A 12238-nucleotide genomic window follows, 5' to 3' on the forward strand; every position below is an offset into this window, starting at 1 on the left:
ATCTAGACGAGATGAGCCCCGACCAGATCGTCGAGGCGATGCGGGCGCGCACCAGCCTGAACGTCTCCTCCGGGCGCAACGCGGCCACGCTGATGACGATCGGCTTCGAGGCGCCAGAGGCGCGCACGGCGGCGGCGGTTCTGGGAGAATACCTCACCCTCATCCAGCGCGAGGATGCGACCTTCCGGCGGGGCAGCGCCGGCGAGACGCTGGATTTCTTCGAGCAGCAGGTCGCCGACCTCTCGCGCGAGGCCGATCAGAAGAGCGCCGAGATCCTGGAGTTCAAGAACGCGAACTCGGGCGCGCTGCCGGAGACGCTCGACTACCGCCTGTCGCAGCAGTCCACGCTGCAGGAGCGTCTCTCCCAGATCGAGCGCGACATCGCGGCGCTCACCGACCAGCGCGACCGGCTCATCACGCTTTTCGAGACTACGGGCCGCGTCGAGGCGGCCGCCGGCCGCCCGCCGAGCCGGGAGGAGCAGCGCCTCGACGAGCTCGAGCAGGAGCTCGACGCCGCGCTCGCCGTCTATTCCGAGAGCGCGCCGCGGGTGCAGCTCCTGCGCACCCGGATCGCCCGGCTCGAGGAGCAGATCGCGGCGCGCGCGGCCGCGCAGGAGACCGAGGAGGAGACCGAGGAGAGCGCCGCGGCCGCGGCGCGTCCGGCGGTGCTCGAGATCCAGCTGAGCGAGATCGACAGCCGGGTCGCGATCCTCGAGGAACAGAAGGCCGCCACCGCGGCGCAGCTCGCCGCGCTCGAGGAGAGCATCGAGCGCACGCCGACGGTCTCGATCCGGCTCGAGGAGATGACGCGCGAGTACCAGGCGGTGCAGCAGCAACTCGCGATCGCGCAGGATCGTTTGTCGCGCGCGCGGACCGGCCAGCTCATCGAGACGCGCTCGCGGGGGCAGAAGATCTCGGTGATCGAGCCGCCGGCGGTGCCGAGCGAGCCCACCAAGCCCAACCGGATGCTCATCGCCGCGGGCGGGGGAGTGTTCGGGCTTTTCGCGGGCGGGCTGCTCGTCTTCCTCATCGAGGCGCTCAACCGTTCGGCGCGGCGGCCGGAGGATCTCGTGAAGCGGTTCAACATCGCGCCGATCGGCACCATCCCCTTCATCCGCACGCGCCGGCAGGTGATCCTGCAGCGCTCGGTGAAGGTCGCGATGCTGCTGATCATCCTCGTGGGGGTGCCCGCGGCGGTCTACGCGGTGCACACCTATTATCTGCCGCTCGACGTGATCGCCGATCGCGCGATGAACAAGGTCGGTATCCGCCTCTGAGAGGCGGTGAATTCGGGAGTGGGTTGAATGGAACGGCTACAGGCGGCGATCGAGAAGGCACGCAGGGAGCGCGACGCAGGCGATCCGGCACCGCGGCCCCCCGCCGCGGCGAGCGCGGCGGCGGCGCCGCCCCCGCCGCGGGACGACACCGCCTGGGACGCGCTCGCGCGGATCAGCTTCGACCGGCGCGTGCTGCGCAGGAACCGCGTCGTCACCTTCGACGGCGGGCCCGAGGCGGGGCCCTACGACATGCTCCGGACCAAGCTTCTGCAGCGCGCGAAGGAACATGGCTGGCGGCGCATCGCCATCACCTCGCCCGACAGCCACAGCGGCAAGACGACGACGGCGGCGAACCTCGCCTTCAGCCTCGCGCGGCGGCGGGACATGCGCGTGCTGGTGCTCGATCTCGACCTGCGCCGGCGGGCGCTCGGCCGCATGCTGGGCCAGCGCGTCGTGCACACCATGGCCGACGTGCTGGAGGGGCGGGTGCGTTTCGAGGAGCACGGGTGCCGCTACGAGGAGAACCTCGCCTTCGGGCTCAACGGCGCCGCCGTGCGCAACCCCGCCGAAGTGCTGCAGAGCCGCCGGACGGCCGAGGTGCTCGACGAGATCGACGCGGCGCTCAGCCCCGACATCGTGCTCTTCGACCTGCCGCCGATGATGGCGACGGATGACAGTTTCGGGTTCCTGCGCAACGTCGATTGCGCGCTCATCCTGGCGGGCGCGGAGAAGACGGGCCTCGATCTCATCGACGTGGCGGAGCGGCAGGTGGCCGAACTCACCAACGTGATGGGCATCGTGCTCAACAAGAGCCGCTACACGGACGGGGCCTATGGATACGAGCAAGGCTACTACTGAGCCCGTCCCCGAGGTCTCGGTCGTCATCCCGCATTACAACGACCCCGAACGGCTCGGGCTCTGCCTCTGCGAGCTGATGGAGAACGACACGGGCGGCGTCGAGATCATCGTGGTCGACAACGGCTCCACCGTGCCGATCGACGCGGTGCGGGAGAGGTTTCCCGCGGTGCGCTTTCTCACCGAGACGGAAAAGGGCGCCGCGCCCGCGCGCAACCGCGGCGTGAGCGCCGCACGCGGCGAGATCCTCGCCTTCATCGACGCCGACTGCGTGCCGGCCCGCGACTGGCTGGCCGCGGTGCGCCGGGCCGCATCCCGTGCCGACCTCGTGGGCGGGCGCGTCTCGGTCTTCGACGAGACCCCGCCGCCGCGCACCGGCGCGCAGGCCTTCGAGGCGGTCTTCGCGTTCGATTTCAGGACCTACATCGAGAAGAAGGGGTTTTCCGGGGCCGGCAACCTCGTGACGAAGCGCGCGGTCTTCGAGGATGTCGGGCCCTTCGTCAACGGCCTCTCGGAAGACGCGGAATGGACGAAGCGCGCGGTGGCGAAGGGCTATCGCCTGGTCTACGACGACGGGCTGCGGGTCGGGCACCCGTCTCGCCCGGACTGGCCCGCGCTCAGGACCAAGTGGCGCCGCCTGACCGAGGAGGCGCACGCGCTCGAGCGGGCGGAGGGCCGGCCGCGCCGCCGGTGGGTGGTGAAGGCGCTCCTGATGCCGGCGAGCATCCTGGCGCATCTGCCGCGCGTGCTGTCGCACCGCGACCTGCGCTCCCCGGGAGAGCGCTGGCTCGCGGCGCTCACGCTGGCGCGGCTGCGCTTCCTGCGCATGGGGTGGATGCTGCGCCAGGCGCTCGGGCGTCGGCTGGTCTAACCCCTTTCGCGACGCGAGCAAGACGCGCGTGACCCCAGCCGCTCCGGCGCTCACGATGGTGCCGCGGGAGATCGCGTCTTTGGCCCGGGGTTGCTCGCAGAATAGTCAAGGCAGCGCGCGTTTGGCGCCTGCATTCGCTACACCGTCGCGAAATAACCTGGTCGGACTAGTTTTTGGGATGACGGCCCCCTCGACCTCGAGACCAACCCGGTCGGAAACCAGATCCGAAAGATCACGTTGTTAAAGAAGAATGCCCTCTTCGCTGCCAAAGAGGGGCCCGTGCGCGAGGAGTTGATCGTGCTCGCCTCGCGCGTCGCCACCTCAAGGATGTCCAGCGTGAGACCCATCGATTGCCTCGTCGACACCCTCCGCGTACTCCTCGACAGTTTTTTCCCAAAGCGGCAACGAAGACCTGATGCCGTGGCGCTTGCAGCAGCCGTCCGGCCTCGCAGCATGTGGCCGAGTCCGCGCTCTTTCGGCATCCCAATCGCGATCAACGTTGAAGCATACTTCACAGCGGCTCGCAGAGAGGCGGTACGAGAATACCGTCGCCCCCCTTCTACCGCTCGAAATTCAAAGGCGTTTCAAAATGAAAAAAGTCAGCTAGCAATGTAGTTCGTCGCGCTCCAATCTTCATCCAGTCGAACTGCTCGACCTCTTCGCGCGCTTTCCGACCCAGTTTTGCTCGTTTTTCTGCACAACTTAAGCTGAGCATCTTTTCCAACATGGCCTCGACGTGCGTTGGATTTACGATTTCCATAGTGCCTTCAATTTCACCGAGGCGGCTCGCGCCCATGGGCGAAGCAATGATCGGGAGCCCATGCATGGCAGCCTCAAATGTCACTTGCGGACCTCCTTCCTCAAGAGACGGAAACACAAAAACATCTGCATCGGCAAGCCAAGGATGAACATTTTTGACAAATCCAACGCATTTGACGTGCTCGCTACTCAGTAGATCTGAGTATTTATCCCTAATAATTGGCTCAATATCACCCACCAAGATCAATTGATGATTTTCAGGCATTTTTTTCCAGGCTTCAAGCAAAAAATGTACACCCTTGCGCACACATGCAAAGCCGCAAAACATATATTTTAATGACTTCTTTTCCTCGTAATTTCTCTGCGGTGATGCGTTCCGCAGGTTTATACCATAGCTGGACGACAGAATTTTATTCTGAGCATGGCTTCCTTGGAGGGCTTTTTCAACTTCACGATTTGATGTAAATATTGCTGACGCATATTCGAGTTTTATTTCCTCTTCTTCAATTCTCTTGCGGGTGATAGAGTGTTGTGGTGCGGATCCAAAATCCTCGTACGCCTGATCGAGAATTTCTTTTGCCCTTAACATTCTCGTGTTAATGGCCTCCATAATGATTGGGTTTCCCTGCTTATACACTTGTCGGTGCGCGTCCAAAGATGCCGCCGGCCAAAGATATGCAAGTTCGCCCGGCTTGATGTCGGAAAGAAACCAATTTTCGATACGCCGGGATGCGGGCGCTTCGACGAAGGTATACGGGACCCACGAAAGAAAGCTTGGAACTGCGTTTGCGTGGGGCAAGTCACCTATAGAAAGCCGGTTTCGTGTTACGTATAGATGTGTGTCAAGCCCAGCCGACTTCATTCCACGTAAAAGATTTACGCAGGTAAAGCTCGGGCCGTTGCCGTCACACGCCATCGGCACCAGTGTGCGAATGATAGGTCCCATCATGAGACAAGTTCATAGTACAACAGGGCGACGTGTTAAACGCGTTAAATTGCCGAAAAATCTTGGACTCAGCGTGAGCGTTCGGTCTGATCGCACAGGAAACCGGAACAAACTTTCCATCACCCGCCTAGTCCGGTGGCTGTCGCTGCGACTAGAGTATCGCCTTACCGATTCGGGAAGAACCTGTCGTTCTCACGGTCCAGTGATTCGCGGAAAGAACCATAGGATGACAGTGTCTGCGGGCGCGATGTTGGAGAGGAAGACCCTCGGACAGCGATCGTAGCGAGTTGCGATCCGCCGCCCGCTCAGGCGGCGGCGGGCGGGACGGCGAGAACGTCGCGGTCGGCCTTGCGCAGCACCGCTTCGGCCACGCTGCCCAGGAAGAGCTTCGCGAGGCCGCTGCGGCCGTGGGTGCCCACCACCACGAGGTCGGCCGCCTCCTCCCGCGCGGCCTCGAGGATCGCGTCGGCCGGGGCGGCGTCGCTCAGGCGCGGGCTCTGGCGGAGCGTGCCGAGGCCCGTCGCCTCGACGAAGGCCGCAAGCTCGCGCGCGGCCTCGCTGCGCGCGTCGTCGCGGTAGGCGGCGCGCCCCTCGGGCGCGACGTTGCCGCCGAGGACGAGATGGCCCACCGGCGCGTCGACGACGTGCAGGATCGAGCGCCGGGCCTCGCCCGCGATCCCGAGCCGCGCCGCGGCGCGGGCCGCCGCGGCGGCGCCGTCGGAGAGGTCGGTGGTGAGCATGACGTGGGCGTAAGGCGCCACGGGCGGGGCGTTGACCATCAGCACGGGCGTCGTCACCGACCGGATCGTGCGCTCGGCCGTGGTGCCGACGAAGACGTCGCGCAGGGCCTGCCGCCGGTGCGGGCCGATGACGAGCAGGTCCGCGGCGCTTTCCGCGGCCGCCTGCGCGATGCCGGCGAAGGGGTCGGCCAGGACCAGGCGGGTTTCGCAGGCGAGCCCGTCGACGCGGCGCACCGTGGCGCGCAGATCCTCCAGCAGCCCGGCGGCCGCCTCGCGTTCGCTGTCGAGGATGCGCCGCGGCTGGTCGTCGTCGACGACATGGACGACCACGAGGGTGGCGCCGACCTGCCGGGCGAGCAGGGACGCGCGCCGGAACGCCCGGTCCGAGCGCTCGGAAAAGTCGGTGGCCAGCAGGATCGTCTTCATCGCATGCCCCCTTCTCGCCGACGGGTCGTCACGTTCTTGACCCCAACCGGTGCCTGCGGAAAATCATTTCACCGAAATCACCCCGATTGCACCAAAGAACGCTATCCGTCACGCAACGACACGGCAAAGGTCCATGCCATGGCCCGCGACGCGTATCAGACGGTCAAGGAAGTGGCCGACCGGTTGAAGGTCAGCGAGGCGACGGTGCGCGGCTGGATCCGGCAGGGCGAGCTGCGCGCGATCGTGATCGGCAAGGGGTGGCGGATCGCCGACGCGGACCTGGCGGCGTTCCTGGCCAGCTACGCCACGCGGGCGCGCGCGCCGGACGCGCCGAGGGCGGGCGCCTCGCCCGGGCCCCCGGGCGGGCGGGACGCATGATCGACGCGCTGACCCACTCGCCCTTCGCCGAGGTCGCGCTTCTGCTGGTGATGGCCGCGGCCATCGGGCTTTTCGGGATCGCGCTGCGCCAGCCGCTGATCGTGAGCTTCATCGCCGTCGGCCTGATCGCGGGGCCCTCGGCGCTCGACGTCGTGCGCGCCGACGCGCAGATCGATCTTCTGTCGCAGCTCGGCATCGCCGTTCTGCTTTTCCTCGTCGGCATCAAGCTCGACGTGAAGCTCATCCGGTCGCTCGGCGCGGTGTCGCTCACGACCGGGCTCGGGCAGGTCGCCTTCACCTCGGTCTTCGGCTACCTGATCGGGCTCGCGCTGGGGCTGGGCGCGGTCACCAGCCTCTACGTCGCGGTGGCGCTGACGTTCTTCTCGACGATCATCATCGTCAAGCTGCTCTCCGACAAGCGCGAGATCGACAGCCTGCACGGGCAGATCGCGCTCGGCTTTCTGATCGTGCAGGACATCGTCGTCGTGCTGGCGATGATCGTGCTCTCGGCCATCGGGATCGGCGCGGCGGCGGAGGGCGGCGGCCACGGCGGCGGCACGGTGATGTCGGTGCTCGTCTCGGGCGTGGCGATGGTCGCGCTCGTCGTGCTCTTCGTGCGCTACATCGCCGATCCGCTGACCGAGCGTCTCGCCCGCGCGCAGGAGTTGCTGGTGATCTTCGCCATCGCCATGGCGGCGATGTTCGCGGCGATCGGGGATTTCGTGGGGCTGGGCAAGGAGGTGGGCGGGCTCCTGGCCGGCGTGGCGCTCGCCTCCACGCCCTACCGCGAGACCATCGCGGCGCGGCTCGCCCCGCTCCGCGACTTCCTGCTGCTCTTCTTCTTCATCGCGCTCGGCGCGACGCTCGACCTGTCGCTTCTGGGCACGCATGTCACCGGCGCGATCGTCTTCTCGCTCTTCGTACTGATCGGCAACCCGCTCATCGTGCTCGCGATCATGGGGGCGATGGGCTACTGCAAGCGCACCGGCTTCCTCGCCGGGCTGACGGTCGCGCAGATCAGCGAGTTCTCGCTGATCTTCGTGGCGATGGGGGTCTCCATCGGCCATGTCGAGGAGGACGCGCTCGGCCTCGTGACCATGGTCGGGCTCGTCACCATCGCGGCCTCCACCTACATGATCACCTACTCGCACCGGCTCTACGCGCTCTTCGAGCCGGTGCTCGGGATCTTCGAGCGCCGCGGCACCCCGCGCGAGCCCTCCGACGCGGCCGCGCATCGCGGCGACCGCTACAAGGTGATCGTCTTCGGGCTGGGCCGGTTCGGCACCGCCATCGGGATGCGGCTGCAAAAGCGCGGCGTCACGGTGCTCGGGGCGGATTTCAACCCGCTCGCGGTGCGGCGGTGGCGCGAACTGGGCCTCGCGAGCGAGTTCGGCGACGCGACCGACCCGGAGTTCGTGGCCGAGCTTCCGCTCTCGCAGGCCGACTGGATCGTCTCGACCGTGCCGATCCACCCCACCGGCCTGAGCCACGAGGACACCCGCACGACGCTGATCCAGCTCACGCGGGCGGCGGGGTTTTCGGGCCGGATCGCCGTCGCCTCGCATCACCCCCGCGACACCGAGGCGCTTTTCGGCGCGGGCGCCGGCATCGTGCTCGAGCCGTTCCAGGACGCGGCCGATCAAGCGGTTGACCTGCTGTGCGGCGCGCCCGAAAAGGAACGTACCGAGATCCCGGAGATCCGGACGGAGGAGAAGCAGGCGTCGTGAGCGAAAACGCGCGGCGTCGGGAAAGGCGAGGCGCAGCCGATGACCGACACCCGCGAGACCGCCCCGCACGCCCGCCCCGCCGCGGACCTGCTCGACGCGTTCGCGACGGGGCCCGACGGGCTCGGCGCCGGGGAGGCCGCCCGCCGGCTGTCCGAGCACGGGCCGAACCGCCTGCCCGAGCCGCCGGCGCCCAACCCGGTGCTGCGGTTCCTGGGGCACTTCCACAACGTGCTGATCTACGTGCTCATCGCCTCCGCCGCGGTGACGGCCGCGCTGCAGCACTGGATCGACACCGGCGTGATCCTCGCCGTGGTGCTCGTCAACGCGGTGATCGGCTACATCCAGGAGGGCCGGGCCGAGCAGGCGATGGCCGCGATCCGGGGGATGCTGGCGCCGCAGTCGACGGTGCTGCGCGACGGGCGGCGCACGAGCCTCGACGCGGCCGGGCTCGTGCCGGGCGACATCGTGCTGATCGAGGCGGGCGACCGCGTGCCCGCGGATCTGCGGCTGATCACGGCGCGCGGGCTCAAGGCCGAGGAGGCGGTGCTGACGGGCGAGTCGGTGCCCGTCGACAAGGGCACCGCGCCCGTCGCGGCGGAGGTGTCGCTGGGCGACCGGAGCCCGATGCTCTTTTCAGGCACGCTCGTGGCGGCCGGGGCGGGGCGCGGCGTCGTGGTGGCCACCGGGGCCGACACGCAGATCGGCCGGATCAGCGGCATGCTGGGCCGCGTGGAGACGCTGACCACCCCGCTCGTGGCGCAGATGGACCGCTTCGCGCGCTGGCTCACGCTCTTCATCCTGATCGTGGCCGGCGCGCTGCTGAGCTACGGCTATTTCGTGGACCACCTGCCGTTTTCCGAGCTTTTCATGGCGGTGGTGGGCCTTTCGGTCGCGGCGATCCCCGAGGGGCTGCCGGCGGTGCTGACCATCACGCTGGCGGTGGGCGTGCAGGCGATGGCGCGGCGCAACGCCATCGTCCGCCGGCTGCCGGCGATCGAGACGCTGGGCTCGGTCTCGGTGATCTGCTCGGACAAGACCGGTACGCTGACCCGCAACGAGATGATGGCGGCGACGCTGGCGGCGGCGGGCCGGGTCTACTCGGTGGGCGGCAGCGGCTACGCCCCCGAGGGCGCGGTGCGCTGGCGCGAGGCGGACGCCCATCCCGACGAGCACGCGGTGCTGACCGAGATCGCCCGCGCGGCGGCGCGTTGCAACGACGCGCGGCTGCGCGGCGCGGAGGATGGCTGGCACGTCGAGGGCGACCCGATGGAGGGCGCGCTCATCGCGCTTGCGGGCAAGATCACCGGCGACGGGGCCGAGCCCCTGCGCGCGTGGCGGCGCGCCGACGCGATCCCCTTCGACGCGGCGCACCGCTACATGGCGACGCTGCATCACGGCCGCGGCGGCGAGGCCTGCATCCACGTCAAGGGCGCGCCCGAGGCGGTGCTCGCGCTCTGCGCCGACCAGCGCGCGCCCGATGGCGGGGTGGCGCCGCTCGACGCCGGGCACTGGAGCGACGAGGTCGAGGCGCTGGCCGCGGAAGGCCAGCGGGTGATCGCCGTTGCGGCGCGCCCGGCGCCGCGGGAGATGGAAACCCTCGAAAGCGCCGATCTCGAGGGGCGCCTCACGCTGATCGGGCTGATCGGGTTGATCGACCCGCCGCGCGCGGAGGCCATCGAGGCCGTGGCCGAGTGCCACGCCGTGGGCATCCGCGTGAAGATGATCACCGGCGATCACGCGGCGCCGGCGCGCGCCATCGCGGCCAGGATCGGTCTGACGAACCACGACCGCGTGCTCACCGGCGCCGATCTCGAGGCGATGGACGACGCCGCGCTCGCCGACATGGTGGTGGAGACCGACATCTTCGCGCGCACCTCTCCCGCGCACAAGCTGCGCCTCGTCACCGCGCTGCAGGCGCGCGGGCTCACCGTGGCGATGACCGGCGACGGGGTGAACGACGCGCCCGCGCTCAAGCGCGCCGACGCCGGCATCGCGATGGGGCTCAAGGGCAGCGAGGCGGCGAAGGAGGCCGCCGAACTGGTGCTGGCCGACGACAATTTCGCGTCCATCGCGGCAGCGGTGCGCGAGGGGCGCACGGTCTACGACAACATCAAGAAGGTGATCAGCTGGACCCTGCCCACCAACGCGGGCGAGGCGATGACGATCATCCTGGCGCTCTTCGCGGGCCTCGCGCTTCCGATCACGGCGGTGCAGATCCTGTGGGTGAACCTGGTCACGGCCGTGACCCTCGGCATCGCGCTGGCTTTCGAGCCGTCCGAGCCCGGCACCATGCGCCGCCCGCCGCGCCCGCGCGGAGAGCCGCTGCTGACCGGCGGGCTGATCTGGCAACTCGTGCTGGTCTCGGGGCTCTTTCTCGCCGCGGTCTTCGGCGCCTTTCTCTACGCGACCGACCGGGGGTATCCGGTCGAGCTGGCGCAGACGATGGCGATGAACACGCTCGTCGTTCTCGAGATCTTCTACCTCTTCTTCATCCGCAACATCCACGGCGCCTCGCTGCGCCTGACGGCGCTGCTGGGCACCCGGGTCGTCTGGATCAGCGTTCTGACCGTGACCGGCCTTCAAGTCGCCATCACCTACCTGCCGCCGTTGCAGCGGATCATGGGGACCGCGCCGGTGCCGCTGGCCGACGGCGTGATCATCGTGGCGATCGGCGCGGTCTTCTTCGCCCTGATCGAGACCGAGAAGCAGATGCGGCTCGCCTTCCGGGCGCCGGCCGCGGGATGACCCGCGCGCCCCGGGTGAGACCGGGGCGCGAGGATTGGGGTTGCGCGACGATTCGCGAATGAGGTAATGTGCGCGTGCATCATGAGTGGGGCGCGAGCCTCCGCCAACCTGCCGACCCCGGCAAGGTGGCTGCCCGCAAGGCGATGTGGCCGACACGGCAACGAAGAGGGGCGTTTCCTTCTCCTGGTGCAATTGATTGCCGGCCCCGTGCCGTCGGGACCGCCGCGCGCATGCGGCGCCCTCGGCCGATCGGGGCCGCGCACCCACCGCGACGACGGCGCGCGCCGCCGCGTCGCCCAGCCAGAAGGAGGCCATGATGGCCACGACATCAGACCCCGGAACCGCCCTGACGCCGCCCGATCCGCAGCGCTTCGGACTTGCGTCCTTCCTCGAATTGCTGCCGGGCCGGGACCCCTTGCCCGGCCAGTCGCCGGCCGCATTCCCCGCCTTCGAGGCGGGGCTTCTGCGCGCGCTGGCGCCCGTCACGCCCTACGAGGCGGTGATCGCGGAAAACCTGATCGCGATCGAGTGGGACCTGCTGCAGCACCGCCGGATGCGCGACCGCGTCCTTGCGCGCCAGGTCGAGCACAAGATCACGGAGGCCGTCGTCGAGGCCTGCCACGCCCGCCACGAGGCGCATCTCGACCAAGCCTGGGACGCGTGGATCGAGGCCGGCAAGTCCGAGGAGGATTTCCACGAAGCGCCGTTCGACCGGCCGGGCGCCCTGAGCGAGGCGACCGAGCTCGCGGCGCGCGCGGTGTCGCGCGACGCCGGGACCGTGGCCGCGGCGGAGGCCGAGATCGCGGCGCTCGGACTGGACATGGTCGCGCTGATGGCCGAGTTCTGGCAGGCCGGCGAGGTCGCGACGCGCTTCCATGACCGCAAGATCGCCGAGCTCGAGCCGCGCCGCCGCGAGGTGAAGCGGGATCTCGACGCGCTTCAGGCCGCCCGCCCGATCGAGGCGGTGGCGGAGGTGTCGTGACCAGCGCGCGCCAGGTCGCCGCCAACCGGCGGAACGCGCAGCGGAGTACCGGGCCGCGCTCCGCTTCGGGCAAGGCACGGGCATCGGGCAACGCCCGGCGCCACGGGCTGACCGCGGCGCCCGCGCCCGAGGCGGTGCAAAGATGGCTCACGGTGATCCTCGATCGTACGGAACTGCCCGCCGCGGCGGCCTTCCGGGAGGAGGAGGGGCTCTCCCGCGCGCTGGTGCTCGCGCGGGCGGAAGCGCGGGTCGCCGGGCTGGAGGCCCGGCTCGCGGCGTTGGCCGGCGGGCCCGGTCACGCGCCCGGCGTCGAGGACGCGATGGTGCTCGTCGGTCGCAAGGTGACCGAAACGTGGATCGACGGCCAGCTTGTCGAGACCCGCGTCCGCGAGAAACATGCGCCGGAGAGCGAACTCGCCCGGCGCTACCTGCGGGAGGCCAGGGGCGCGCGGAAGCGCGCGTTCCGGGGCTGGGTGGACTGGCTGCGCCAGGCGGGCGTTCCGGCATGACGGGCGGTTTTCCGAAACGAAGC

General features: G+C 68.8%; 10 protein-coding genes and 1 riboswitch. Of the genes, 8 read left to right on the top strand and 2 right to left on the bottom strand.

Features of this window, described 5'->3' with window-relative positions:
• From AB6A65_RS10385 to AB6A65_RS10395, 3 genes are all read left to right on the top strand, one after another.
• Positions 1-1277: GumC family protein (locus AB6A65_RS10385; RefSeq protein ID WP_371038311.1), on the top strand; the 1277-nt coding region annotated here is incomplete at its 5' end.
• Between the two features lie 27 nt (positions 1278-1304).
• On the top strand, positions 1305-2135 hold the full coding sequence (locus AB6A65_RS10390) for a CpsD/CapB family tyrosine-protein kinase (RefSeq protein WP_371038312.1): 831 nt from the start codon (positions 1305-1307) through the stop codon (positions 2133-2135).
• Complete coding sequence (locus tag AB6A65_RS10395) at positions 2110-3003, top strand: glycosyltransferase family 2 protein (protein WP_371038313.1); 894 nt, start codon at positions 2110-2112, stop codon at positions 3001-3003. The genes AB6A65_RS10390 and AB6A65_RS10395 overlap by 26 nt, the downstream gene beginning before the upstream one ends.
• 559 nt (positions 3004-3562) lie before the next feature.
• Here AB6A65_RS10395 and AB6A65_RS10400 read toward each other — a convergent pair.
• Positions 3563-4711: a glycosyltransferase gene (locus AB6A65_RS10400; protein WP_371038314.1), complete on the bottom strand. Its 1149-nt coding sequence runs from the start codon at positions 4709-4711 to the stop codon at positions 3563-3565.
• Positions 4712-5013: 302 nt separating this feature from the next.
• A complete protein-coding gene (locus AB6A65_RS10405; protein ID WP_371038315.1) occupies positions 5014-5874 on the bottom strand; it encodes a universal stress protein in 861 nt (286 codons plus the stop codon).
• Positions 5875-6012: 138 nt separating this feature from the next.
• Between AB6A65_RS10405 and AB6A65_RS10410 the strand changes: the two genes are divergently transcribed.
• The 5 genes from AB6A65_RS10410 to AB6A65_RS10430 all read left to right on the top strand — a co-directional run bounded on the left by AB6A65_RS10410 (position 6013) and on the right by AB6A65_RS10430 (position 12215).
• Positions 6013-6252, top strand: coding sequence for a helix-turn-helix domain-containing protein (locus AB6A65_RS10410; protein ID WP_371038316.1), 240 nt, complete (start codon positions 6013-6015; stop codon positions 6250-6252).
• On the top strand, positions 6249-7979 hold the full coding sequence (locus AB6A65_RS10415; RefSeq protein ID WP_371038317.1) for a cation:proton antiporter: 1731 nt from the start codon (positions 6249-6251) through the stop codon (positions 7977-7979). The genes AB6A65_RS10410 and AB6A65_RS10415 overlap by 4 nt, the downstream gene beginning before the upstream one ends.
• A gap of 39 nt (positions 7980-8018) precedes the next feature.
• Positions 8019-10724 carry a cation-transporting P-type ATPase gene (locus AB6A65_RS10420; RefSeq protein ID WP_371038318.1) on the top strand — a complete coding sequence of 902 codons (2706 nt, stop codon included), beginning with the start codon at positions 8019-8021 and terminating at the stop codon, positions 10722-10724.
• A 71-nt stretch (positions 10725-10795) separates the two neighbouring features.
• Positions 10796-10899, top strand: a riboswitch (SAM-I-IV-variant riboswitch).
• A 141-nt stretch (positions 10900-11040) separates the two neighbouring features.
• Complete coding sequence (locus AB6A65_RS10425; protein ID WP_371038319.1) at positions 11041-11706, top strand: hypothetical protein; 666 nt, start codon at positions 11041-11043, stop codon at positions 11704-11706.
• Positions 11703-12215, top strand: a complete 513-nt coding sequence (locus tag AB6A65_RS10430; RefSeq protein WP_371038320.1) for a hypothetical protein — start codon at positions 11703-11705, stop codon at positions 12213-12215. Before AB6A65_RS10425 ends, AB6A65_RS10430 begins: the two co-directional genes overlap by 4 nt.
• The last annotated feature ends 23 nt before the right edge of the window (positions 12216-12238 follow it).

Source organism: Rhodosalinus sp. FB01 (assembly GCF_041365715.1).
Lineage (GTDB): Bacteria > Pseudomonadota > Alphaproteobacteria > Rhodobacterales > Rhodobacteraceae > Rhodosalinus.